Raw genomic sequence first — 24,132 nt, forward strand, 5'->3', positions numbered from 1 at the left:
GGGCAGTTGACCACCGCTTTTTATCACTCGGGGGGCTACTCGAGGAACCCGCCGACCGGAAACGCCTCGCTGCCACGCCAGCGACGGACCGAACGCTGGAAAAACAGGCTGTTGGGCACCTGGATCATGGAACTGCCGGTGCCGAGTTCCTCGGGCTCGATCAAGGTGGTGTACAGCAAGTTGATCGCCACCACCCGGCCCTTGATACCGGGTTTGTCGGTGGCCTCCACCAGCTCGACCACATCCCCCAGGCGAAACGGACCGACGGTGTAGATCAAGACAGCGCACAGCAGATTGGACAGCACGCTCCAAATGGCGAAGAACGCCACCGCCGCCACGGCGACAAACCCCGACAACGCCGTCCACAACACCGTGGCGGAGACGCCCAGGCGTTCGAGCACCACGAGCATCGCACTGCCCATGATCAACCAGCGCAGCACGCCGCGCAGGATGATCACCAGTTGCGGCGGAATGGGATAACGCTCGCCAAGGCCCGTGAGGGCACGCGCCACGAAACGCTGTGCGACGTAACCGGCCAGCAGGATCAACAGCACTTGTACGCCGAGCCAGATCGGCTCGATCCACATCACGGGTATGGGCATGGTCAACGCTTCCATCAGGAAAGCGCCTCCAGCTCCGCCTGCAGGGTTTCCAGCAACTCCAGGGCTTGCATCCACGCCTCCTCAAGCTCCGCTTCACGAATCTTCAACCGGGCCTGTTCGGCCAACAGATCGCGCAACTCATCCTTGCGCGCCGCTTCGTAGAGACCACTGTCGCCCAGGCTGGTTTCGATCTTCTGCAGTTTCTCGTGCACCTTGCCCAGCTCGGCCTCGAGCTTATCGGCCTCGCGCTTATGGGGCGCCAACTGTTGACGCAGCGCCGCCGCGGCCTGGCGCTGGGCTTTCTTGTCAGTCTTGTCCGGGTTCACCGGCGTGGTGCTGACCGGCGCGTTGCGCTGGCGGTATTCCACCAGCCAGCGCGCATAGTCTTCCAGGTCACCGTCGAATTCCTCGACCTTGCCATCGGCCACCAGGAAGAAATTATCCGTGGTGCTCTTGAGCAAATGCCGGTCGTGGGACACCACCAATACTGCACCGCTGAATTCCTGCAACGCCATGGTCAAGGCCAGGCGCATTTCCAGGTCCAGGTGGTTGGTCGGTTCGTCGAGCAACAACAGGTTCGGTCGTCCCCAGGCGATCAGCGCCAATGCCAGGCGGGCTTTTTCACCCCCGGAAAAATTCAGTACCGGCTCGTCGATGCGGCCACCCCGGAAGTCGAACCCACCGAGGAAATCACGCAAGGTCTGCTCGCGCTCGGTCGGTGCCAGGCGCTGCAAATGCAGCAAGGGGCTGGCCTTGGCATCGAGGGAGTCCAGCTGATGCTGGGCAAAGTAGCCAACCACGGTGTTCTCGCCACGGGTCAGGCGTCCGGCCAGGGGCTGAAGCTCGCCGGAGAGGTTCTTGATCAGGGTCGACTTACCGGCACCGTTGGGGCCCAGCAACCCGATCCGTGCACCCGGCGTCAGTTGCAATTTGACTTTCTCCAGCACGGTCTTGTCGCCATAGCCCAGGCGTGCGTCGGACAGGTCGATCAGCGGACTGGAAATCTTGGTGGATTCGCGGAACACGAAATCGAACGGTGAATCGACGTGGGCCGCGGAAAGCTCTTCCATGCGCTCCAACGCCTTGATCCGGCTCTGGGCCTGACGGGCCTTGGTGGCCTGGGCCTTGAAGCGGGCGATGTAACTTTCCATGTGCGCACGCTGCGCCTGCTGCTTTTCGTAGGCCTGCTGTTGCTGGGCCAGTCGCTCGGCACGGGCGCGCTCGAAAGCGGTGTAGCCGCCGCGATACAAGACCAGCTTGCGTTGGTCGACATGGGCCACATGATCCACCACGGCATCGAGGAAGTCGCGGTCGTGGGAAATCAGCAACAGCGTGCCCGGATAACTCTTGAGCCAGTCCTCGAGCCAGATGATGGCGTCGAGGTCCAGGTGGTTCGTCGGCTCGTCGAGCAACAGCAGATCCGAAGGGCACATCAAGGCCTGTGCCAGGTTCAGGCGCATCCGCCAGCCACCGGAAAAATCGCCGACCTGACGGTCCATCTGTTCGTTGGTAAAGCCCAGTCCCGCCAGCAATTTGCGCGCACGGGCGTCGGCGGTGTAGCCGTCGGCAGTGTCGAGCTCGGAATGCAGACGAGCCAGCGCGGCGCCGTCGTGGGCCGCTTCGGCGGCGGCCAGGTCCCGCTGGACCTGGCGAAGGCGCACGTCGCCATCGAGCACGTAATCCACCGCCAGCCGTTCGAGGGTATCGACCTCCTGGCGCATGTGGGCGATGCGCCAGTCGGCCGGCAGCGAGCAATCACCGGAGTCCGGGTGCAACTCGCCTCGCAACAAGGCGAACAGGCTCGATTTGCCGGCGCCGTTGGCACCGATGAGGCCAGCTTTGTGGCCGGCGTGCAGGGTCAGCTCGGCGTCTTCTAGCAGACGTTGCGGGCCACGCTGTAAAGTCAGGTTCTGAAGTCGGATCATAATGGCGGCGGAGTCTACCAGCTTCGCTCGCAACTGGCGCGAGTAGCACGATGTCCTCTGACCTGTGGAGTTTTTCCCTCGATCTCTATGCCAGGCCTGGTGTAGAGCAGGCATGCCTGACCCTGCAAAAAGCCGGTGCGAGCGTCTGCCTGCTGCTGTGTGGTTTATGGCTGGCGCAACGCGGTGTGGCTTGCAACGAACGAAGGCTGCTGCAACTTCAACAACTGGCCGACACCTGGGACATGGAAGTCATACAGCCTTTGCGGGCCCTTCGCACCCAATGGAAAGACCGTGCCCAGCAAGACACCGAACTCGATAATCTGCGCGAAGAAATCAAGAAGCTGGAGCTGGAGGCTGAACGGCAGCTATTGAAACGACTGGAAGCGGCGACCACGGATTGGCCTGGAGGACGACCGGTCGACGCCGAGCAATGGCTGCAAGGGTGGGTGGCGAGTACCGACCCATCACACGGCGACGCGCTGCATCTGTTGCGCGTCGCCGTGTCGGAGCCTGCGGTTTAAAACCTTAGGAAGCGCTGGTTGGGGTGCTGGTGGCCGGCGTCGTGGCGACAGTCGGGTTCACCGCCGGAGCAGGTGTGCTGGCGGATGGAGCGGGCGATGCAGCGGGTGCCGGCGACGGTGCCGCAGGCTTGGCCGCAGCGGTCGTTGGTTTTGCGGTGGCGGGTTTCTTCACAGCCGGTTTCGCGGCTGGCTTGGCGGCAGGCTTGGCAGCGGCCGGCTTCGCAGCAGCAGGCTTGGCAGCAGGTTTAGCCGCCGTTTTTGCAGGCGCTTTTGCAGTGGTCGGCTTGGCCGTCGATTTGGCAGCAGGCTTGGCTACGGCTGGCTTGGCTACGGCAGGTTTAGCCACAGCAGGTTTGGCAGCCGCTGTTTTTGCCGCCGCTGGCTTGGCGGCAGTTTTGGCAGCAACGGGTTTCGCGGCCGCTTTGACAGCTGGCTTGGCCGTGGTGGTTTTTGCTGCAGCAGGTTTGGCAGCAGCCACTTTGGCGGCAGGCTTGGCAGCGGGTTTAGCAGCCGGTTTGGCGACCGCTTTCACGGCCGGTTTTTTCGCAGCCGGTTTAGCTGCGCTGGCCGCGACAGGTTTTGCCACTGCCGGTTTGGCAGCAGGCTTGCTCGCTGCTTTGGCTGGCGCTTTCGCGGCAGGTTTGGCCGGTGTTTTAACCGCAGCAGGTTTAGCGGCCGGCTTTTTGGCCGATACAGCGACAGGCTTGGCAGCACGAAGGGTCAGTGCCTTGCCGGCAGCCTCTTGCACGCGACCGACACCCTGGGCCAGCTTCAGGCTTTCCTGGGCATCACGCTTGAGTTGCAAGATGTAGGCACGGGTTTCGGACTGACGATCCTTCAAGGCATCGAGCAGGTTTTCGAGTTCTTTGACGGCGTCCTTGGCCTTGGCCTGCGCCTTGGCCTTGCCGGCGGTGGCTGCTTCTTGCAGTTTGGTGCGGGACTTGTGCAGTTTTTCCTGCGCTTTGCCGCGTTGTTTTTCCAGTTTGGCGAGCAGTTTTTCAGCATCAGCCAGGGCTTGGGAGCAGGCATTTTCCAAATGCTCGAGCAGGCTGCCCGAGAGTTGTTGGAGCAAGTGCAACGGAGTATTTACAGGCTTCTTGGGGGCCGACATGGTTTACCTCCTGACTGACGTGAGTGCGGCTCATACTAGACCTCTGCTGCAACCGCCGCTAGGGCATGTTGACAGTACACAGGACGTTGCGTTGCAAGGGACGAAAAATCTTCTGAGCCACTGCCGGTACGATCCACTTGCACCGACATTCGCACTGGCATAATCCCTCGATTCGAGGCCGGAGAAAGTACACATGTTGCGTCACCTGTTTTTATGCTTGTGCATGGTCTGCACCACGACCCAGGCCGCCGATAAAACCAGCGCAAGCGATGCTCACGACCTGGCCTACAGCTTGGGCGCGAGCCTGGGTGAGCGTCTTCGCCAGGACGTACCCGATTTGCAGATCCAGGCGTTGGTGGAAGGTTTGCAGCATGCCTATCAGGGCAAGCCATTGGCCCTCAAGGATGAACGCATCGAACAGATCCTCGCCGAACACCAGGCACAACTGAGTCCTCAGTCGACGACACCGCAGGTCGAGGTCGCGCTGAAGACGGAACAGAAGTTTCTCAACGAAGAGAAGAACCGACCAGGCGTACAGCAATTGGCCGACGGCATCCTGCTGACCGAACTCAAGCCAGGCAACGGAGCAAAAGCCGGCCCTCACGGCAAGGTCCAGGTGTTGTACACGGGGCGGCTGCCCGACGGCACGGTATTCGATTCCAACCGCCAGGCTCAGTGGTTCAACCTCGACAGCGTGATCGACGGCTGGCGCAGTGCATTACCGCAAATGCCGGTAGGCGCGAAATGGCGATTGGTGATTCCTTCGACCCTGGCCTATGGCGCCGAAGGTGCCGGGGATGTGATCCCGCCGTTCACGCCACTGGTGTTTGAAATCGAGTTGCTGGGTGCGACGATCTGACGTTGGCGAAAACGAAAAACGGTGCGCAATGCGCACCGTTTTTTTATCGCCGCAGGGCTTTCAAGCCTGGACCGCGGCCTCTTCCTTATGGGCGTTGTGCAGCACTTCGATCAGGCAGTCTTCCAGCTCGAAACGTTCATGCAGCAGGCCACCCAATTCCTTGAATTTTTCCGCTACGCACTTGCCTTCATCGCACAGGTCATTGAAGGCCAGCAGCTTTTCGGTAATGACGTCGATGCGCGGATAGATCTGATCGGCGAGCTCCAGGCCACGTTTGTCGTTGAAGGCCTTGGCTTCGCTCGTCAGTTGTTCGTAGATCTCGAAATGGCCAGCGGAGACGTAGTCAACCAGCACACCGCAAAACTCTTGCAGCGGCTTGCGGCTTTCTCCCAGCGCCTCGGGCTTGTCGCCGAGCGCATCATAGGCCCGAACCAGTTCGTGACGCTCCTGCAACCAGCGGTCGATCAGCAGATGCACCCCACCCCAGCGTTCCTGAGCATTCTGACAACTTTCGAGCATGGCGATTTCTTCCCTTGTGAGTCATGCCCCTCGCAGCCTGCGTACACCTGACTCATGGCAAGCCGGACACAACATGATCGAACGGCACGATTCCAATGATACGTGCGGGCCAGATTATGCCCGCACGACAGCTGCTTCAAGGTACGCAGGAGATAAAGTTCATACAAGTGTTTAATCCCCGATCCGGGCCCATTGCGACGTCTTGCCGCCGAGCGGTCGGATCAGTGCATTCCAGACAAGGCGAAGTAGCAAGTAGGTCATGACGATGGACACGGCGAGAAAAAACAGCAGGCTCCATTCGGGAACGCTCAAGTCGAACAGTGTCCAGGTGATGCTTGCACAGTCGACCGCACCGTCGATGACGCGATGCACGGCGCTCCACCATGAATTCGATCCCTCCGTGCGGCTGAAGCAATCAGGCAGTAGCTCAGCCGAATGACTTTGCACCAGCACCTGGTGCCACGCCAATGTCATCGCCCCGGACACGAGAACCAGCCCCATGGCCCCGTAGATAATGCTGCCCGTTTGACCCGGACCGTGCACACAGGCCGTCAGGCAGTTTCCCAGGAACAACATCAGGCACAACCGCTGCAGGACACACAGGCTGCAAGGCGCCAGGCCGACCGCATATTCCAGATAGCTGGCGATGCCCAGGGCCAGGGCCGCAGCGATGGAAGCCATGAAAAACAAGAAGCGTGAGCAGGCCAAAGACATGGCGGTTCCGTAACAAAAAAGACAGGTAGTTACGGTAGAGGAAAGCCCTCGGGCCTTTCAAGGCAGGCCCGCGCAGACACTTCACCAAGGGTGTAGGGAATTCCCGACAGACGCGAGAGGATTCAGCGCAATCCTCTGTAGGACTTTGCTTAGAACACCCTTCGAGCCTTGAACCGGACCATTATTGGCAGCCAACCCCATGGTAACGCCCCACATTTGATTGCCGGCACTGTCCGCCCCGTCCTATCAGCCGGGCAAGGCCTGGGACGACGGCAATGGCGCAGCGAGCAGCCGTTCATCCAGCAAGCCCAGGCCCTCCTGGAACAACTGGTTGCTGCGCTCGGCATCCCCCAACTGCGCCAGCAGTCGCGCCAGTTCGGCACAGGCCTCCGGGTTGCGCTGGATCCGCAGGCTGCTTTCGAGATAATCCCTTGCCTTGCCCCACAAGCTGTTCTGCAGGCACAGGCGTCCCAGTGTCAGCAGAAGGCTGGAATCGGCCGGATGATCCTTGAGCCAGCCCTCGGCCGCCTGCAACTGCCGGATCGGGTCCTGGCCACGGACCAGTCCATACAGACGCGCCAAGTGGCTGTCATAGTGACGCTTGAGTGCCGTGCGCAACACTTCTTCAGCCTCGCCCTGGGCACCCAACTGTCGCAGTTGCTCGGCATAGGCCGCGATCAATGCCGACTCCTGGCGCTGCGCGGCGGTCAGCTGCTGCCAGGCACGGTTGAGCGATTGCAGGCCCATGCTGCCGTCTTCTTCGCGATGCGCCGCCAGGGAAAGATTTTCGCCCCAGGCCCGACGTTCCAGCTCCGCGAGTTCGGCCGCAGGCAAGACTTTGTCCTTGCGCAGCTCCGGCAACAGGCGAACCACCGCCGACCAGTCACCGCGCTGTTGATGCAGGCGCTGCAACTGGCGCAAGGTCTGGGCGTTGTGGGGATGACGATCGTGCATCGCTTGCAACGTGACCAGGGCTCCGTCGGTGTCGCCGCGATCCATCTGCAACTGAGCGTGAGTCAGCGCAATGGCGAGTTCGGCCTGGGGCTGACGCTCCAGGGCACGTTCGAGCAGGCTGTCGCTCTGCTCGTACAGTCCTTGTTCATTGGCCGCGCGAGCCGCGCCGAGGTAATACAGCAAGGGCTGGCGCTCGGCTTCGGCGGCACGATGCAAATGTCGCTGGGCACTGGCCCAACGCCCTTCGGCCAGGTCCAACTGACCGTGTTCGATCGCCACCTGCACACGACGACTGCGGTTACGCCGTGACCAAGGGTTGACCACGCCGCTGGACGTGGTCACCAGCCCGATCAACGCGCGCACGCACCACCACAGCAACCAGAGCACCATCACCAATGCCAGGGTGACCCACAGGCCGGCTTCGTAACGGAAGTTCTTGTAGGCCACCAGCACGTAACCCGAATGCTCGGCGATCGCGACGCCCAGCAAGGCGGCGGCAGCGATCACCACGAACAGAATCACGTAGAGGCGCTTCATGGCTTGGCCTCCTGTTCACCAGGCTTGGCCAGGGGTTTGATCGATTCTTCAACGGTGAGATTGCGACGTTCCAGGTAGGCCTGGACGCTGCTGAGGGCACCCGCCAGGTCCGGAGTGACCACGGTGACCGGTTGCCGGGACAGTTCCGCCACGCGCTCGAGCATGATCCTGCTCTGCGGGTTGTCCTGGTTGAAGTTGTTTCTGAGGACGTCACGAGCTTCGTCCAGCGCCTGGGTGTACACCGGCGCCTGACCGTTGAGGGCGGCCCATTGCGCCTGTTCCAGTGCCAGGCTCAAGGCCAGGCGTACCTGCATCAGGCTCTGCCCGGCCAAGAGCGGACGGACATTCTCGTCGGCATTGAAATCGATACGGATGTAGCGCGAAATCTGATCCCACCACTGAGCCCAGCGGCTGGCACCGTCGCCGTCGGCGGTCAACCCCAGCAGCGACTCGCCACGATCCTTGTACTCGGGTGCCAGTTCCGAAAGCTGCAGGACCTGGTCACGCAACGCACCCAGTTGCAGGAACAGCCCGGTCCGGTCTGGCTGCTCGGTGCTGCGCAACGCCGCAAGTGTCTTGGCCAGTTGTTCACGGGCGGCAAATGAGCCCGGGTCGTTTTGCTCGCGCAGGATCTCGTCTGCCCCTTGGACCAACGCCTGGGCGCTGCTGATGTCCTGCAAGGCGGAAAGGCGCAGGCTGGCCAGGCGCAACAGATGCTCGGCCTCAGCCAGGCGCCAGTCCTTGCGGCTGGCCCCCAGCACCGTTTCCAGTCGCTGGCTCAGATGCTGCTGGTCGCCCTGCAATTGGGCGACCAGACGCCGCCGCTCCTCCAGCTCTTCGGCCGCGGGCAACTGCGCAAGGCGTTCACTGAGACGCTGCTCGTTGAGCTTGAGATTCTGCGCCTGATCGTTCAGCGCCTGGACCTGGGCGAACTGCTGCTGATTATTGGCGTGCAGGTGACGGACCTGCCAGACGCCCCAGCCACCCACGGCGACACCGGCTGCGCCCAGCAACAAGGCGACAACGGCCAACCCGTTACCGCGACGCGGGGCCGTCGGTGCCGCAGGTTCAACCGGCGCATCGATGGCTGGTCGGTCTTTATCTTCTTTTGGCAAGGCTGTTTCGCTCACGTGTCCATCCTTTGCATTAGAAAACGGCACGGCTTGTTCCCGTAACGCCGCCAGCAAAGCCGAGGCGTTGGCGCCACGACAATCCACAACTGTTCGGGCGCCGGCGGCACGCGCCATCTCGGCAACCCTTGGGCTTGGAACGAATAACGGCAACCGCGCCAGGGCGGGCCACGCTTCGCCGGCCAAGCGATACAGATGCTCGAAGCTCTGCCCACTGCTGACCATCAGCGCGTTCAAGCGTTCCGCTTCGACTTTCTCCACCAACTCGCCGTCGCGATACCGAGGCAGGCTGCGTCGGTACAACTCCAGATAATCGACACTAGCACCTTGCTCACGCAAGCGCTCCGCCAGCAGACCACGCCCGCCTTCGCCACGCACGATCAAGACCCGCGGCCCAGGCCCGGCGAGAGCCTGACGCAGCTCAGGGAGTTCAAGCAACGCTTCGCTGTCGTCACCCTTGTCCGGGTAAGACACGGTGAGACCCGCATCGGCAAGGATTTGCCCGGTGGCGGCGCCCACGCTGAACCAGGGCTGCTCCGGGGGCTCTGGCCAATACTGGCGCAACCGTTCCACGCAGAGCCGGGCCGCCGGTTTGCTGACCACGATCACCGCACAATACTGGTCCAGCCGCTGGAGAATCTCCCGCTCGGAATCGGACGCAGGGAGCGGCTCGATAGTCAGCAGCGGCAAGCTGCTGGTAAATACTCCAGCATCCGCCAGCACCGCTGCCAGGGCCGACGACTCGTCCTCCGGCCGGGTCAGCAGCAGCCGCCAGCCCGTCACGCGTGGCCTGCCTCGCCGTAGACCTTCTTGAGGATGTCGTCGGCGCCCTGGCTCAACAAATCCTCGGCCACCCGCACACCCAAAGCTTCGGCATCGCCACGAGGTGCCCGCGCCTGGGAACTGAGCAACCGTCCACCATTGGGATCCCCCACAAGGCCACGCAACCACACCTGCTCACCTTCGAGCACGGCGTAGCAGGCAATCGGCACCTGGCAGCCACCGTTGAGGTGCTTGTTGAGGGCGCGCTCGGCGAATACACGGGTGGCAGTGTCTTCATGGTGCAAGGGCGCGAGCAAGGCATGGATCTCGCTGTCGGCGCTGCGGCATTCGATACCCACCGCCCCCTGTCCGCCGGCCGGCAAACTGTCCTCGACACTGATGGCCGAAGTGATGCGGTCCTCGAAGCCCAGGCGGATCAGGCCGGCGGCGGCCAGGATGATTGCGTCGTACTCGCCGGCATCGAGCTTGGCCAACCGCGTATTGACGTTGCCGCGCAGGAAGCGGATCTGCAGGTCCGGCCGACGGGTCAGCAACTGGGCCTGGCGACGCAGGCTGGACGTGCCGATCACACTCCCGGCTGGCAGTGCGTCCAGGCTGGCATAGGTATTGGAAACGAACGCATCGCGCGGATCTTCGCGCTCGCAGATACAGAACAGACCCAAGCCTTCAGGAAAATCCATGGGCACGTCTTTCATCGAGTGAACGGCGATATCCGCTTCGTTGTCCAGCAGCGCAGTTTCCAACTCCTTGACGAACAGGCCTTTGCCACCGATTTTCGACAGCGGCGAATCCAGCAACTTGTCTCCGCGACTGACCATGGGAACCAGCGTGACGATCAGGCCGGGATGGGCCGCTTCCAGGCGGGCTTTGACGTATTCGGCCTGCCACAGGGCCAAGGCGCTTTTACGGGTGGCGATGCGGATCTCGCGAGGGGACATGGATCAATCCGTACTGAAAAGATACGACGGATAATAACAGCTCAGCCAAATACGCTTTGACTTGAATCACGACCCCGGGGCCTCCCTGCCCGTCAATATCATGGAAAGGGAGCACCGGGACGCTCCGCACCGATGGTCAAAGCTGTTGCATCATCTTGCGTACGCCGGCCACATGTCGCCGGCTGACGATCAACGCATCGCCGTTCAAGCCTTTGAGAAACAGCTGGAAATGCCCCAGGGGCGTACGCTGCAGGCGCTCGATACGCTCGCGGGCCACGAGGGCGTTGCGGTGGATGCGCACGAAGCGCTCGCCGAACTCATCCTCGAGGGCCTTGAGTGGTTCGTCCAGCAGCACTTCGCCGCTCTCGTGGCGCAAAGTCACATATTTATGGTCGGCAATGAAGTAGACCACCTGATTCAACGGAATCAGCTCGATACCCTTGCGGGTCCGCGCACTGATGTGACTGCGTGGGCCGCTACCGCTTTCGGCGGCCGGACGGGTCAGCGCCGCCAGTTGACTCCGATTGGGCCGCTCGGCCTTGCGTAACGCGTCAAGCAATGCCTCGGACGCCACCGGCTTGACCAGGTAGCCCACGGCCCCGGCCTGCAATACCTCGGGTGGGAAGTCGTCCCGCGTGGTGCAGAACACCACCGCGGGTGGCGACTCTCGCTCGCACAGCTTCGCCGCGACCTGCAGGCCATCCAGGCCAGGCATGCGGATGTCGAGCAATACGATATCCGGCTTGTGGCTGTCGATAAGGGCCAGAGCCTCTTCGCCATTGGTGGCGCTCGGCTCCAGGACACTGTACCCCTCGAGTTCACCAACCATTCGGCTGAGGCGCTCGCGGGCCAGGGGTTCGTCATCAACGATCAGGACATTCATAGTGCGCTGGATTCCTGCGTGAGTCTCGCACAAGGATAGCGTAGACAGAGGCGATGACATCCGTCACCGCGATTCACGCTAAGACTCGTTCGAGGGCCAAAAAGTGCCGCGAGGCGGTTGCCTATCTTTACCAGCGCTTGCCGACCGATGCTCGGGGCCCGTTGTCGCACGGCGTCGCCGTAGGGATTATCAAGACTCGATCCGATCAATATGAGCACCTCCGCGTCTGGGTTCGTCCGATGCACCATGAGTAAAAAATCCGACGTCCTATCGTCCACTGTAGACGGTTGCCACGATGATATTGCTCAATTGGAAAATATCGTTGTGCAAACCCTGCGTCGCAAGTCCGGGCGTCATCGAAAAAACCTGCCGGACAGTGCCAGCGCCGGCGCCGGTAACCCTGTTATCATCCGTGGCAGCCTTAACCGCTACTTTTTCCACAGCCGATCACGAGCGAATTCATGAGCACTGACAAGACCAATCAGTCCTGGGGCGGCCGCTTCAGTGAACCCGTCGACGCTTTCGTCGCCCGCTTCACCGCCTCCGTCAACTTCGACCAGCGCCTGTATCGCCACGACATCATGGGTTCGATCGCCCACGCCACCATGCTGGCCAAGGTCGGCGTGCTGACCGATGCCGAGCGCGACAGCATCATCGATGGCCTGAAGACCATCCAGAGCGAGATCGAGGCCGGCCAATTCGACTGGCGCGTCGATCTCGAAGACGTGCACATGAACATCGAAGCACGCCTGACCGATCGCATCGGCGTGACCGGCAAGAAGCTGCACACCGGTCGCAGTCGCAACGACCAGGTGGCCACCGACATCCGTCTATGGCTGCGCGATGAAATCGACCTGATCCTGGCCGAGATCACCCGCCTGCAAAAAGGCCTGCTGGAACTGGCCGAGCGCGAAGCCGAAAGCATCATGCCCGGCTTCACCCACCTGCAGACAGCCCAACCGGTGACCTTCGGGCACCACATGCTGGCCTGGTTCGAGATGCTCAGCCGCGACTACGAACGCCTGGTCGATTGCCGCAAGCGCACCAACCGCATGCCCTTGGGCAGCGCTGCGCTGGCCGGCACCACTTACCCCATCGATCGTGAGTACACCGCACAGTTGCTGGGTTTCGACGCCGTGGGCGGCAACTCCCTGGATAACGTCTCGGATCGTGACTTCGCTATCGAGTTCTGCGCCGCCGCCGGTATCGCGATGATGCACCTGTCCCGGTTCTCCGAAGAGCTGGTGCTGTGGACCAGCGCGCAATTCCAGTTCATCGACCTGCCGGATCGCTTCTGCACCGGCAGTTCGATCATGCCGCAAAAGAAAAACCCCGACGTCCCGGAATTGGTCCGGGGCAAGAGCGGCCGCGTATTCGGCGCGCTGATGGGCCTGTTGACCCTGATGAAAGGCCAGCCACTGGCCTACAACAAGGACAACCAGGAAGACAAGGAACCGCTGTTCGACGCCGCCGACACCTTGCGCGACTCGCTGCGGGCCTTTGCCGACATGGTCCCGGCCATCAAGCCCAAGCATGCGGTGATGCGCGAAGCGGCCCTGCGCGGCTTCTCCACCGCCACCGACCTGGCGGACTACCTGGTTCGCCGTGGCCTGCCCTTCCGCGATTGCCATGAGATCGTCGGCCATGCCGTGAAGTACGGCGTGGACAATGGCAAGGACCTGGCCGAGATGAGCCTGGATGAACTGCGCCAGTTCAGCGATCAGATCGAGCAGGACGTATTTGCGGTACTGACCCTGGAAGGATCGGTCAATGCCCGTGACCACATCGGCGGCACGGCACCGGCACAGGTCAAGGCCGCCGTGGCGCGCGGCCAGGCGTTGCTCGCCAGCCGCTAAAAGCTGAAAAGCTTCACGAGCAAGCCCGCTCACACATTGGATCTGCGTCGGCTCATAGAGCCTGCATTTATGAAGATCTACTGTGGGAGCGAGCTTGCTCGCGAAGGCGTCCGCTCAGACGCTACAAATTCACTTCTTGGCCGCGACCATTGCCAAAAAACCCGGCATCGCCGCTTCCTTGTCCGCAGCGATCCGCTGCACGTTCGGGTTCGCCTCCAGCCGCTCCATCAGCGCCTTGGCCGCCGGCATGTCGGCCAGCAGGTCGATATCGAACAATTTCCTGCCCACTTGTAAGGCCAGCGAGACACTGTAGAGGAAATACAGATCGGCCAGACTCAAGCTATCGCCCGCCACATAGGGCGAGAACCTGCCGTGGCGACCGAGCGTGGCAAATCCCAGCAGCAACTCGGCCCGGGTCTTTTCCTTGATGGCATCGGGCACCGCCATGCCAAAAAACGCCTCAGCGTAGCAAGCCCGTCCCGGCAGCTCGATGTACAGTTCAATTTCCCTGCAGAGGGCCAGCACCTGGGCGCGCGCGAACGGCTCATCGGGCAACAGTGGCTTGCCTGGCTGGGTTTGTTCGATGTATTCGAGGATGACACTGGTTTCGTTGATAAACCCGTGTTCGGTTTTCAACACCGGCACCTTGCCGCGAGGGCTGACGGCGAGTACTTCGGGGGTCTGGTTGCCGTAGAACGGCACCTCTTCGAAGGGCAGGCCCTTCTCCAGCAGCGCCAGCTTGACCATGTTGTAATAATTACTGACAGAGAAACCGTAAAGCTCGAGCATTACAAATGCCTCCAGGCCGTGTGGGGTTGGCAGCCTTGCGTTATAGACCGCCCGCACATTTCTCGCCAGGAGCATCACGCTGCTGAATGCAGGTAGACTGGCGGCTTTCCTATCAGGAGCCTGCCATGAGCGAGCCAAACGACATCGACAACGACGAAGAAGAATTCGTCGAATCGACGCTGATCGAAGCCATCGAAAACCAGATCGAAAGCGGCAACCCGCCGGCGGCCAAGGCGACGTTCAACAAACTGACCCTGGTGAACTACGAACGCGAAGACATTCTCAACCTGATGGCCCATGTGCTGGCCTATGAGATTGATGCCATGCTCGAGGAAGATCGCCCGTTCGATACCCAATGGTACGAAACCGCATTGCGCGCCCTGCCCGAATTACCGCCGGAAAAGCGATGAATCCGATGGGGGAGCAAGGTGTGCTCCCCCGGTAAAATAAAAAAGCATGGCTCTGACACTGGACAGTTCGCCCGAGTGCGCTCAACTTAAGGGCGCTGTCGTCCAAATTCCTAGAAAGTCTGGAGTCCTTATGTCGCTTACCCCTGAGCTGGTTGCCGAACTGGAAATCCTTGCACTCTTCAACCTGGACAGTTCCCAGGAAGGCCTGAAAATTCATCAGACCGCTGCCCCCTCTGCCATCGCTGCTGCCAAGCGCCTGCACGAAAAAGACCTGATCACTCAGTCCGATGGCGGTTACCTGACCAGCCTGGGACGGGATGCCGCCGAGCATGTGCAAAGCCTGTTGACCATTCTCAACGTCGTATCGCAAGCCGCCTGATCGTCCTATCGCCCACGGAAATCCCCACATCGGGATTTCCGCAGGCGCATTGCGCGCCCATGTAAGAAATCTGACGTCAAAATCATATTTCAGCTTAAGAATTCCACAGCCCGGACGCTAAACTGCCATCACCTTCGATCTCCCACGTTCGACACCGCGAGCCGGTTTGAGCCGACATGACCCGCAATCACGAAATACGCCCAGACCTGGATGAGGGAATCGACCGCAAGGTCCTGAACCAGCTGCGCGCACGTTTTCTCAAGCTCAACACAATCCGGATGAATCGCGCCCTGGAAGGCCTGTCGCCTCGCCAGCAGAGCGTATTGACCTTGCTGCCATTGTTTTTCCACGTCAATCATCCCCTGTTGCCCGGCTACGTCTCGAGCAATACCCCGGCCGGGCTGTCGAACTACGAACCCGATGGCGATGTTCTCACCGAGGCCCAGCGGCTGACCCGCTCGTTTTCCTACAAGCCACGGCACGGCAGCAACCCGCCGCGCCCCATCCTCGGCCTGTTCCTGATGGGCAGCCTGGGCACACTTGCCCAGGCGGACCAGAGCGACATGGATGTGTGGGTCTGCCATGGACCTGACCTGAGCGACGACGAACTGGCGGAGTTGCGCAAGAAATGCCAGTTGCTGGAAGCCTGGGCCGCGACCCAGGGTGCCGAAGCCCACTTCTTCCTGATCGATCCGGCCCGGTTCGTGCGAGGCGAACGGGACACCCGGCTCAGTTCCGACGATTGCGGCACGACCCAGCACTACCTGCTGCTGGACGAGTTCTACCGCACCGCGATCTGGCTCGCCGGGCGTACGCCGATCTGGTGGTTGGTACCGGTCTATGAAGAAGACAACTATGAGCAATACACCCACACGTTGATCTCCAAGCGCTTCATCCGCGCGGACGAGACGCTGGACCTGGGGCACATGGCCTACATCCCACCCGGCGAGTTCATCGGGGCGGGGCTGTGGCAGTTGTTCAAGGGTATCGAGTCGCCGTACAAGTCCGTGCTCAAGCTGCTGCTGACCGAGGTCTACGCCAGCGAACACCCGGATGTCCAATGTTTGAGCCTGCGCTTCAAACAAGCGGTGTTCGCCAACCGCCTGGATCTGGAAGAATTGGACCCCTACGTGCTGGTCTATCGCCGCATCGAGGAATACCTCAACGCCCGTGGCGAACCCGAGCGTCTGGAACTGATCCGTCGTGCCCTCTATCTGAAGGTCAACCGCAAGCTCACCGGCCCGTCGCGCAGCAGCGGCTGGCAACGCACGCTTCTCGAGCGCCTGGCTGCCGAGTGGGGCTGGGATCAGCGCCAGCTCGCGCTGCTGGATAGCCGCAGCCAGTGGAAGGTGCGCCAGGTCAGCAACGAACGGCGTGCGCTGGTCAACGAGCTGACCTACAGCTATCGATTCCTGACTCAGTTCGCCCGTACCGAGAAGACCGTCAGCCTGATCAACAAACGGGACCTCAACGTCCTTGGCCGACGCCTGTATGCGGCGTTCGAACGCAAGGCCGACAAGGTCGAGTTCATCAACCCCGGCATCGCCCCGGACTTGGCCGAGGACACCCTGACGCTGGTCCAGTCGCCCAACAAGAAAGAGCCCGGGCAAAACCAGTGGGGTCTGTACAACGGCAACCTTAATGCCCTGGAGTGGGAGAACTTCGCGCCGATCAAGCGCAGCCGCGAACTGCTGGAACTGTTGACCTGGTGCCATCGCAACGGCGTGATCGATAGCAGCACGCGACTGGCGCTGCACCCTGGCGACAGTGACTTGAGCGAATTCGAGCTGTTCAATCTGCTGGGCAGCCTGCAACAGGCCATTGCCCTGCCCTTGGCCACGGTCGACGAAGAACAGCTGCTGCATGCCAGCGTGCCCAGCGAAGTGCTGATCCTGGTGAACGTCGGCGTCGACCCGCTCAAGCATCACCGCGACCTGAATATCCTGATGACCACCGAGCGCACCGACTCCCTGAGCTACGCCGGGGTCCGGGAGAACCTGGTGCTGACTCTCGATCAGGTCACGCTCAATAGTTGGAACGAAGTGCTGGTCAACCGCTTCGATAGTGAGCACGCCCTGCTCGATTGCCTGCGCGACTACCTCAACGACCTGCCCTCCGGGCAGCGCCAGCCACGCTTGCGGGTCCGCTGCTTCTGCCACAACCGTGCGCAATTCATCGCGCGGCGGGTCGAGGAAGTCATCGAAACGGCCCAGACTCTGCTGCTCAGCAACCTCAATCACCGTTACCTGCTGCAAGTCCAGCAGCACTACCATGTGCTGGAGCTGGTGCCTGGCCAGGTCAACCATGTGGCGCTGGCCAGCCTGTCGGCGCTGATGGATTACCTGGGCGAAGAGTTGACGGCGTACAGTCCGCTGTACCTGGATCCGATGGCCCTGGAAGACCACGACCTGGCGTTGATCCTGCCCACGGGCCAACCCGAGTGCCTCCAGGTGTTCTACCGGGTCAACGAAGATGAGGCTGACCTGTACGTACTCGATGAGCTCAACGCTCTTTGGCAACAACGCCTGCCCTATCACGACGAGCAAAGCCTGCTGGTGCCGCTGCAACGCTTCCTGCAATCGGTGTTGTACCGCCGTGACGCCCTGCTGTCGATGGACAGCGACCAGCCGTTGAACCTCGAAACCCTGTATTACCAGCTCCTGCCCTCAGGCAATGGCCGGGCGCGGCGGATCGAGGCGCGACAGGCCCCGCAGACACCGGTGAACAAGCCGTTCTACGACGTGCAGGCGATTATCGGTAAAGCCGCCCACGGCCAGGTCCACGTCACCCTGTATTGCAATCAGCAGGAGTTTTCGGAACTGGAACATGGCGACCAACTGTTCCGCGTGGTCGCCAGGGAAATCGTCGAGCAGCGTCGCGAGGCCGAACGCTATCGCTGCTATATCACCGACCTGGACCTTTCGGGCCTGGTGGGTGACGGGGCCTGCTCAAGCAATTTGTACCTGCGCTACAAGGCTGACCTGGAACGCGCCCTGAACGAGGCGCTGGCCCTGGTCTGAAATAGTCAGAGGTGGAAGTCGCCGCCCGCTTCAGGCTGGTATTCCACAGCCAGCAATGTCAACTTGAGGGTCTTGCCGCCCGGGGCCGGCCAGTCGATGTGCTGGCCAACCTTCAGGCCCAGCAGCGCACTGCCTACCGGCGCCAGGATCGATATTTTGCCTTCGTCGGCATTGGCATCCTGTGGATACACCAGGGTCAGGTGATAGTCCTTGCCACTGCTTTCCTCGCGACAATGCACACGCGAATTCATCGTCACGACGTCGGCGGGCACGTCTTCATGGCTCACCAGGGTGTCGGCGCGGTCCAGTTCGGTCTGCAACGCGATCACGCCCGGAAGCGTTTCATCCAGGCTGTCGATCAGACGCTCCAGACGCTGTACGTCCAGGCGAGTAAGGGTGATGGAAGGTGCGGTCATGATCCAGGCAGACTCCTTTCTTCTGCACGAAAAAAGCAAAACCCCGCCACAGGAAGACGGGGTTTTCACGGGCCTCGATGCGTTGAGGCGTAGCCGGACACTAACACAGCTCAATAAATAAACAAGCCGGAGCCCCAAGAGAACACCCCTACACCGTGTTCGCTGTGGGAGCGGGCTTGCTCGCGAAGACGGCGGTACAGCCAAGAACTTACTCAACTGACCCGCCGCATTCGCGAGCAAGCCCGCTCCCACAATGATTCAGGGGCAACATCTAGGTGCGATGCTTGCGCCTGAGCGCCTCGGCACAGATCGCCCGCCGCCGCGCATCATCGGCCGAGCGCCATTCGCGGATGTCGTCCACGTGGCGGAAGCAGCCCAGGCAGATTTTCTGCTCATTCAGCTTGCACACACTGGTGCACGGCGACGGCACGGCCGGGCTGACATTGCTGTAGAGCGGCTTGGGCGGTCGCACCGCAGCGGTCTGGGCCACGCCGTCACAGACCTTCGAAATCGAATTTCACTCCGGCCTGTGCCGCCACGATGCGCTCGAGCATTTCGCCCAGTTGCTCTTCGCTCTTGTCGCACAGCCAACGCTCGCTTTCCTCGTCGTAGTCGAAGTGGAAACCGCCGGACACTGCCGCCAGCCACAACTGCCGCAACGGCTCCTGGCGACTGAAAATCAGCTGGCTGCCATTTTCGAACTTGACGGTCAGCACACCGGCGGCGCTTTCCAGGTCGATGTCCAGTTCGCTCTCATCGAAGATGTCCTCCAACATTTGCTGGGTGGTATCGACCAGATCGTGGAAACGGGCTTCAGTCAAACTCATTGCGACAACCTCGAAAATGTCTGCTCATGCTCAAGCGCCGCAAGATACGGGCGCTTTCTGGCGATTGCAAAGGATATACCGATCGACGCCAACCGCGCCCGCCTGAGTCGATAACGTCCCCCAGGCCCGCCGGACGGGAGTCCCGTTGCATAGGCAAGCTGCCGGGTGGCCGGTATACTCCGGCGCAATTAACGCATTTTCAAGGATTTCGCCATGAAGCGCCTGATCTCTTCCCTTGCTGCGCTCGTCGCGGTTGCCTGCCTTGTGACAGCCTGCGGCCAGAAAGGTCCCCTGTATCTGCCTGATGAGAGCAAGTCCCCTGAAGAGCAGGCCAAGTCGTCGCAGTCCAAGTCCCACTCGCACGACACCCATTCCACCACCTACTAAGGGAACGCCATGGACGCTTTTAACTACCGTGGCGGGGAGCTGTTCGCGGAGGGGGTCGCCCTGTCTGCGATCGCCGAACGTTTCGGCACGCCGACCTATGTCTATTCCCGTGCCCATATCGAGGCCCAGTACCGGACCTTCGCCGACGCGCTCAGCGGCATGCCACACCTGGTGTGCTTTGCCGTGAAAGCCAACTCCAACCTGGGCGTGCTCAACGTCCTGGCACGCCTGGGCGCCGGTTTCGACATCGTCTCCGGTGGTGAGCTCGAACGCGTCCTGGCCGCCGGCGGCAGCGCCGACAAGATCGTGTTTTCCGGCGTCGGCAAGACCCGTGAAGACATGCGTCGCGCCCTGGAAGTCGGTGTGCACTGCTTCAACATCGAATCCACCGATGAGCTGGAACGCCTGCAAGTGGTCGCCGCCGAATTGGGCGTTCGCGCGCCGATCTCCCTGCGGGTGAACCCGGATGTGGATGCCGGCACCCACCCGTACATTTCCACCGGGCTCAAGGAAAACAAGTTCGGTATCGCCATCGCCGACGCCGAAGACGTGTACGTGCGCGCCGCGCAACTGCCGAACCTGGAAGTGCTGGGCGTCGATTGCCACATCGGCTCGCAGCTGACCACCCTGGAACCCTTCATCGATGCCCTCGACCGCCTGCTGGCCCTGGTCGACCGCCTCGGTGATTGCGGCATCTACCTGCGCCACATCGACCTGGGCGGCGGCGTCGGCGTGCGCTATCGCGACGAAGAACCGCCCCTGGTGGCCGACTACATCAAGACAGTGCGCGAACGCCTCGAAGGTCGCGACCTGGCGCTGATGTTCGAGCCGGGCCGCTACATCGTCGCCAACGCCGGTGTGCTGCTGACCCGGGTCGAATACCTCAAGCACACCGAGCACAAGGATTTCGCCATCGTCGACGCGGCCATGAACGACCTGATCCGCCCGGCGCTGTACCAGGCGTGGATGGACGTGACGGCGGTACGTCCTCGCGATACCGCCACGCGCAGCTACGATATCGTCGGACCGATCTGCGAAACCGGCGACTTCCTGGCCAAGAGCCGGGAGCTGGCGCTGAAAGAAGGGGATCTGCTGGCCGTGCATTCGGCCGGTGCCTATGGGTTTGTCATGAGCTCCAACTACAACACTCGCGGCCGCTGCGCCGAAGTGCTGGTAGACGGTGACCAGGCATTCGAAGTACGTCGCCGCGAGACGGTAGCCGAGTTGTTTGCCGGCGAAAGCCTGCTGCCGGAGTAAAACCATGCTGCTGCGTTTTACCAAGATGCACGGCCTGGGCAACGACTTCATGGTCCTCGACCTGGTCAGCCAGCACGCGCACATCCTGCCCAAGCATGCTAAGCAATGGGGCGACCGGCACACTGGTATCGGTTTCGACCAATTGCTGATCGTCGAGGCACCCACCAATCCGGATGTGGATTTCCGTTATCGGATCTTCAATGCCGACGGTTCGGAAGTGGAACAGTGCGGCAACGGTGCGCGCTGCTTCGCCCGTTTCGTGCTGGACAAGCGCCTGACCGCCAAACGGCGGATTCGCGTCGAGACCAAAAGCGGCATCATCGAGCTGGACGTGCGCAACGACGGCCAGATCGGCGTCAACATGGGCGCCCCGCGCCTGAAACCGGCGGACATTCCGTTCGAAGCACCCGCCCAGGCCTTGAGCTATCCGCTGGAGGTCGATGGCGTCACGGTGGAACTGGCGGCGGTGTCCATGGGTAACCCTCATGCGGTGCTGCGGGTCAGCGACATCAACAGCGCCCCGGTGCATGAGTTGGGACCGAAGATCGAGAACCACCCGCGCTTCCCTGCGCGAGTGAACGTCGGGTTCCTGCAAGTCATCGACCGCCACCGCGCGCAATTGCGTGTCTGGGAACGCGGTGCGGGGGAAACCCAGGCCTGCGGCACCGGCGCCTGTGCCGCTGCCGTCGCGGCGATCAGCCAGGGATGGATGGATTCACCCCTGTTGATCGACCTGCCCGGCGGGCGCTTGTCCATCGAATGGGCAGGTCCCGGCCAACCGGTGATGATGACCGGGCCGGCAGTACGCGTATACGAAGGACAAGTTCGTCTTTGAGTGAGTCAAACCCATGACCGACAAGCCACAGGTTCCAGTTCCGCAGCCCGACGAAACCCCGAGCCCGCTTCCGGACGCCGCGGCGGTGGCCGCTTACCTGGAGGCTCATCCGGACTTTTTCGTCGAGCGCGAAGAGTTGCTTTCAGTGATGCGCATCCCCCACCGGCGCGGCGATACTGTATCGCTGGTGGAGCATCAGATGAAGATCCTGCGCGAGCGCAACATTGAAATGCGCCATCGTCTCTCGCACCTGATGGATGTGGCCCGGGACAACGACCGACTGTTCGAAAAGACCCGTCGCCTGATACTGGCCCTGATGGACGCCAGTACCCTGGAAGATGTGGTGATGAGCGTCGAAGACAGCCTGCGACAGGATTTCCAGGTGCCTTTTGTCAGCCTGATCCTGTTTGGCGACAACGCTATGCCGGTCGGCCGCTGGGTGACCCATGCCGATGCGCAGACCGCCATCGGCGGCCTGCTCACGGAAAACAAGAGCGTCAGCGGCAGCCTGCGCGAGCATGAGCTGGACTTCCTCTTTGGCGAAGAACAACGCAAGCAGATTGGCTCCACCGCCGTCGTCGCCATCGCCCATCAGGGCGTGCACGGCGTGCTGGCCATCGCCAGTCGCGATCCCCAGCACTACAAGAGCTCGGTGGGCACGCTGTTCTTGAGCTACATCGCCGAAGTCACCGGCCGGGTACTGCCACGGGTTGCCGGTTCGCTGCGCTCGGTACGCTGATGATGGAGCGGCAGTTGGAGGCCTACTGCGAACACCTGCGCAGTGAGCGCCAAGTGTCGCCCCACACGTTGTCGGCCTATCGTCGCGACTTGGAAAAAGTGCTGGGCTGGTGCCAGAAGCAGAACGTCGGCAGTTGGCAGGCCTTGGACATCCAGCGCCTGCGCAGCCTGATCGCACGACTGCACCAGCAGGGACAATCTTCCCGCAGCCTGGCACGACTGTTGTCGGCAGTACGTGGCTTATACCACTACCTCAACCGCGAAGGCCTCTGCGACCACGATCCGGCCACTGGACTGGCACCGCCCAAGGGCGAGCGCCGGTTGCCGAAGACCCTCGACACCGACCGCGCCCTGCAACTGCTCGAAGGCGCGGTCGAGGATGACTTCCTGGCGCGACGGGACCAGGCGATTCTCGAACTGTTCTATTCCTCCGGCTTGCGACTTTCAGAGCTGACGGGCCTGAACCTGGAGCAACTGGACCTGGCCGATGGCATGGTCCAGGTGCTCGGCAAGGGCAGCAAGACACGCCTGCTGCCCATCGGCCGCAAGGCCCGGGAAGCCCTGGCGTTGTGGCTGCCGCTGCGGGCACTGGCCAACCCTGCCGACGACGCCGTCTTCGTCAGCCAACAGGGTCGGCGCCTCGGACCACGGGCCATCCAGATACGGGTCAAGGCCGCCGGCGAACGCGAACTGGGACAGAACCTGCATCCGCACATGCTCAGGCACTCCTTCGCCAGCCACGTGCTGGAATCTTCCCAGGACCTGCGTGCGGTCCAGGAGCTGCTCGGCCACTCGGACATCAAGACCACCCAGATCTACACTCATCTGGATTTCCAACACCTGGCGACGGTCTATGACAGTGCCCACCCCAGGGCCAAACGCATCAAGGGCGACGAATCATGACCATCGAGCTCATCACTTTCGACCTGGACGACACGCTGTGGGACACCGCCCCGGTGATCGCCAGCGCCGAAGCCGTCTTACGCCAATGGTTGACCGACAACGCACCGGATCTGGGTGGCGTGCCGGTGGAGCACCTGTGGGCGATCCGCGAACAAGTGCTGCGCGAGGAGCCGGACCTGAAGCACCGCATCAGTGCGCTGCGCCGGCGAGTGCTGTTCCGTGCGCTGCAAGAGGCAGGCTATGACCAGTGGCAGGCCTCTGGTCTGGCGGACCAGGCATTCGAGGCGTTCCTGCATGCGCGCCATCAATTGGAGGTCTTTCCGGAGGTGCAGCCCACCCTGGAAATCCTGGCCAATCACTTCTCCCTCGGCGTGGTCACCAATGGCAACGCCGACGTACGTCGCCTGGGGCTGGCGGACTATTTCAAGTTCGCCCTGTGTGCCGAAGACATCGGCGTCGCCAAGCCAGACGCCCGGTTGTTTCACGAAGCCCTGCAACGCGGCGGCGCCACCGCGAAAACCGCCGTGCACATTGGCGATCATCCGGGCGACGACATCGCCGGCGCTCAGCAGGCCGGCTTGCGGGCGGTGTGGTTCAACCCGGCGGGCAAGACCTGGGATGCCGAGCACAAACCGGATGCCGAGATTCGCAGCCTGACGGAACTGCCGGGGTTGCTGGCGGGGTGGCATAGCCAGTCCTGAGCCGGCAAACGCCACAGTTCTCTGTGGGAGCGGGCTTGCTCGCGAAAGCGCTGGGTCAGCCAGCTCATCTGCTGGATGTTGAAACGCCTTCGCGCGCAAGCCCGCTCCCACATGGACGGTGCACTGTCATGCGCCCAT

Annotated in this window: 25 protein-coding genes and 2 pseudogenes; 12 read left to right on the plus strand and 15 right to left on the minus strand. The window is 61.9% G+C overall.

The window, feature by feature from the left end; translation table 11 throughout:
* Positions 1 to 35 precede the first annotated feature (35 nt).
* Positions 36 to 617 (minus strand): mechanosensitive ion channel family protein, encoded by a 582-nt coding sequence (locus LCU97_RS14010; protein WP_053148508.1) that lies wholly within the window; start codon positions 615 to 617, stop codon positions 36 to 38.
* Entirely contained in the window at positions 617 to 2,527 is a 1,911-nt protein-coding gene (locus LCU97_RS14015; protein WP_232776846.1) for an ATP-binding cassette domain-containing protein, read from the minus strand. The genes LCU97_RS14010 and LCU97_RS14015 overlap by 1 nt, the downstream gene beginning before the upstream one ends.
* A 50-nt stretch (positions 2,528 to 2,577) precedes the next feature.
* Between LCU97_RS14015 and LCU97_RS14020 the strand changes: the two genes are divergently transcribed.
* Positions 2,578 to 3,048: a TIGR02444 family protein gene (locus tag LCU97_RS14020; protein WP_232776848.1), complete on the plus strand. Its 471-nt coding sequence runs from the start codon at positions 2,578 to 2,580 to the stop codon at positions 3,046 to 3,048.
* A gap of 4 nt (positions 3,049 to 3,052) precedes the next feature.
* Here the strand turns inward: LCU97_RS14020 and LCU97_RS14025 are convergent, their stop codons facing one another.
* Positions 3,053 to 4,159, minus strand: coding sequence for an AlgP family protein (locus tag LCU97_RS14025; protein ID WP_232776849.1), 1,107 nt, complete (start codon positions 4,157 to 4,159; stop codon positions 3,053 to 3,055).
* A 193-nt stretch (positions 4,160 to 4,352) separates the two neighbouring features.
* Here LCU97_RS14025 and LCU97_RS14030 point away from each other — a divergent pair, with 193 nt between their 5' ends.
* Entirely contained in the window at positions 4,353 to 5,018 is a 666-nt protein-coding gene (locus tag LCU97_RS14030) for an FKBP-type peptidyl-prolyl cis-trans isomerase (RefSeq protein WP_232776850.1), read from the plus strand.
* Between the two features lie 60 nt (positions 5,019 to 5,078).
* Here the strand turns inward: LCU97_RS14030 and LCU97_RS14035 are convergent, their stop codons facing one another.
* From LCU97_RS14035 to LCU97_RS26850, 8 genes and pseudogenes are all read right to left on the minus strand, one after another.
* Entirely contained in the window at positions 5,079 to 5,537 is a 459-nt protein-coding gene (locus LCU97_RS14035; protein ID WP_053148521.1) for an Rsd/AlgQ family anti-sigma factor, read from the minus strand.
* Positions 5,538 to 5,708: 171 nt separating this feature from the next.
* Entirely contained in the window at positions 5,709 to 6,251 is a 543-nt protein-coding gene (locus LCU97_RS14040; RefSeq protein WP_053148524.1) for a disulfide bond formation protein B, read from the minus strand.
* A gap of 246 nt (positions 6,252 to 6,497) precedes the next feature.
* Positions 6,498 to 7,742, minus strand: a complete 1,245-nt coding sequence (locus LCU97_RS14045) for a heme biosynthesis protein HemY (RefSeq protein WP_053148527.1) — start codon at positions 7,740 to 7,742, stop codon at positions 6,498 to 6,500.
* The gene (locus LCU97_RS14050) at positions 7,739 to 8,872 is read right to left on the minus strand and encodes a uroporphyrinogen-III C-methyltransferase (protein WP_232776975.1); all 1,134 of its coding nucleotides are present in this window, start codon (positions 8,870 to 8,872) and stop codon (positions 7,739 to 7,741) included. Before LCU97_RS14050 ends, LCU97_RS14045 begins: the two co-directional genes overlap by 4 nt.
* 36 nt (positions 8,873 to 8,908) lie before the next feature.
* A pseudogene (locus tag LCU97_RS14055) lies at positions 8,909 to 9,655 on the minus strand (uroporphyrinogen-III synthase); the annotation flags it as partial.
* Positions 9,652 to 10,593 (minus strand): hydroxymethylbilane synthase, encoded by a 942-nt coding sequence (hemC, locus tag LCU97_RS14060; RefSeq protein WP_232776851.1) that lies wholly within the window; start codon positions 10,591 to 10,593, stop codon positions 9,652 to 9,654. The gene hemC and the pseudogene LCU97_RS14055, both read right to left, overlap by 4 nt.
* Before the next feature lie 136 nt (positions 10,594 to 10,729).
* Positions 10,730 to 11,476 (minus strand): LytR/AlgR family response regulator transcription factor, encoded by a 747-nt coding sequence (locus LCU97_RS14065; RefSeq protein ID WP_053148533.1) that lies wholly within the window; start codon positions 11,474 to 11,476, stop codon positions 10,730 to 10,732.
* Positions 11,473 to 11,619, minus strand: a pseudogene (locus LCU97_RS26850) (sensor histidine kinase); the annotation flags it as partial. The gene LCU97_RS14065 and the pseudogene LCU97_RS26850, both read right to left, overlap by 4 nt.
* A gap of 318 nt (positions 11,620 to 11,937) precedes the next feature.
* Between LCU97_RS26850 and argH the strand changes: the two are divergent.
* Entirely contained in the window at positions 11,938 to 13,332 is a 1,395-nt protein-coding gene (gene argH / locus LCU97_RS14075; protein ID WP_053148539.1) for an argininosuccinate lyase, read from the plus strand.
* Between the two features lie 129 nt (positions 13,333 to 13,461).
* Here the strand turns inward: argH and LCU97_RS14080 are convergent, their stop codons facing one another.
* Positions 13,462 to 14,121: a glutathione S-transferase family protein gene (locus tag LCU97_RS14080; protein ID WP_053148542.1), complete on the minus strand. Its 660-nt coding sequence runs from the start codon at positions 14,119 to 14,121 to the stop codon at positions 13,462 to 13,464.
* Between the two features lie 125 nt (positions 14,122 to 14,246).
* Here LCU97_RS14080 and LCU97_RS14085 point away from each other — a divergent pair, with 125 nt between their 5' ends.
* The 3 genes from LCU97_RS14085 (at position 14,247) to LCU97_RS14095 (ending at position 17,930) form a co-directional block, all read left to right on the plus strand.
* Entirely contained in the window at positions 14,247 to 14,531 is a 285-nt protein-coding gene (locus LCU97_RS14085) for a hypothetical protein (RefSeq protein ID WP_053148545.1), read from the plus strand.
* A gap of 130 nt (positions 14,532 to 14,661) precedes the next feature.
* Positions 14,662 to 14,910: a TIGR02647 family protein gene (locus LCU97_RS14090; RefSeq protein ID WP_232776852.1), complete on the plus strand. Its 249-nt coding sequence runs from the start codon at positions 14,662 to 14,664 to the stop codon at positions 14,908 to 14,910.
* A gap of 176 nt (positions 14,911 to 15,086) precedes the next feature.
* Positions 15,087 to 17,930: a class I adenylate cyclase gene (locus LCU97_RS14095; protein WP_232776853.1), complete on the plus strand. Its 2,844-nt coding sequence runs from the start codon at positions 15,087 to 15,089 to the stop codon at positions 17,928 to 17,930.
* Between the two features lie 5 nt (positions 17,931 to 17,935).
* On the opposite strand, the gene rnk is transcribed toward LCU97_RS14095, so the two are convergent.
* The 3 genes from rnk to cyaY form a co-directional block, all read right to left on the minus strand.
* On the minus strand, positions 17,936 to 18,346 hold the full coding sequence (gene rnk, locus LCU97_RS14100; protein ID WP_053148552.1) for a nucleoside diphosphate kinase regulator: 411 nt from the start codon (positions 18,344 to 18,346) through the stop codon (positions 17,936 to 17,938).
* A 271-nt stretch (positions 18,347 to 18,617) separates the two neighbouring features.
* Positions 18,618 to 18,836, minus strand: coding sequence for a DUF1289 domain-containing protein (locus LCU97_RS14105; protein WP_232776854.1), 219 nt, complete (start codon positions 18,834 to 18,836; stop codon positions 18,618 to 18,620).
* A 4-nt stretch (positions 18,837 to 18,840) separates the two neighbouring features.
* Positions 18,841 to 19,173 (minus strand): iron donor protein CyaY, encoded by a 333-nt coding sequence (gene cyaY, locus LCU97_RS14110; RefSeq protein ID WP_053148559.1) that lies wholly within the window; start codon positions 19,171 to 19,173, stop codon positions 18,841 to 18,843.
* A gap of 213 nt (positions 19,174 to 19,386) precedes the next feature.
* Here cyaY and lptM point away from each other — a divergent pair, with 213 nt between their 5' ends.
* Genes lptM through LCU97_RS14140 form a run of 6 tightly spaced genes read left to right on the plus strand, consistent with a single transcriptional unit; the run spans position 19,387 to position 23,994 of the window.
* Positions 19,387 to 19,560, plus strand: coding sequence for an LPS translocon maturation chaperone LptM (gene lptM / locus LCU97_RS14115; RefSeq protein WP_082339676.1), 174 nt, complete (start codon positions 19,387 to 19,389; stop codon positions 19,558 to 19,560).
* 9 nt (positions 19,561 to 19,569) lie between these two features.
* The gene (gene lysA, locus LCU97_RS14120) at positions 19,570 to 20,817 is read left to right on the plus strand and encodes a diaminopimelate decarboxylase (RefSeq protein ID WP_232776855.1); all 1,248 of its coding nucleotides are present in this window, start codon (positions 19,570 to 19,572) and stop codon (positions 20,815 to 20,817) included.
* 4 nt (positions 20,818 to 20,821) lie between these two features.
* On the plus strand, positions 20,822 to 21,652 hold the full coding sequence (gene dapF, locus LCU97_RS14125; RefSeq protein WP_053148565.1) for a diaminopimelate epimerase: 831 nt from the start codon (positions 20,822 to 20,824) through the stop codon (positions 21,650 to 21,652).
* A gap of 13 nt (positions 21,653 to 21,665) precedes the next feature.
* Positions 21,666 to 22,391, plus strand: coding sequence for a DUF484 family protein (locus tag LCU97_RS14130; RefSeq protein WP_232776857.1), 726 nt, complete (start codon positions 21,666 to 21,668; stop codon positions 22,389 to 22,391).
* Between the two features lie 2 nt (positions 22,392 to 22,393).
* Entirely contained in the window at positions 22,394 to 23,293 is a 900-nt protein-coding gene (gene xerC / locus LCU97_RS14135) for a tyrosine recombinase XerC (protein ID WP_053148570.1), read from the plus strand.
* Positions 23,290 to 23,994 carry an HAD family hydrolase gene (locus LCU97_RS14140; RefSeq protein ID WP_232776858.1) on the plus strand — a complete coding sequence of 235 codons (705 nt, stop codon included), beginning with the start codon at positions 23,290 to 23,292 and terminating at the stop codon, positions 23,992 to 23,994. Before xerC ends, LCU97_RS14140 begins: the two co-directional genes overlap by 4 nt.
* Positions 23,995 to 24,132 lie beyond the last annotated feature (138 nt).

It is taken from the genome of Pseudomonas uvaldensis (assembly GCF_021271205.1).
Lineage (GTDB): Bacteria > Pseudomonadota > Gammaproteobacteria > Pseudomonadales > Pseudomonadaceae > Aquipseudomonas > Aquipseudomonas uvaldensis.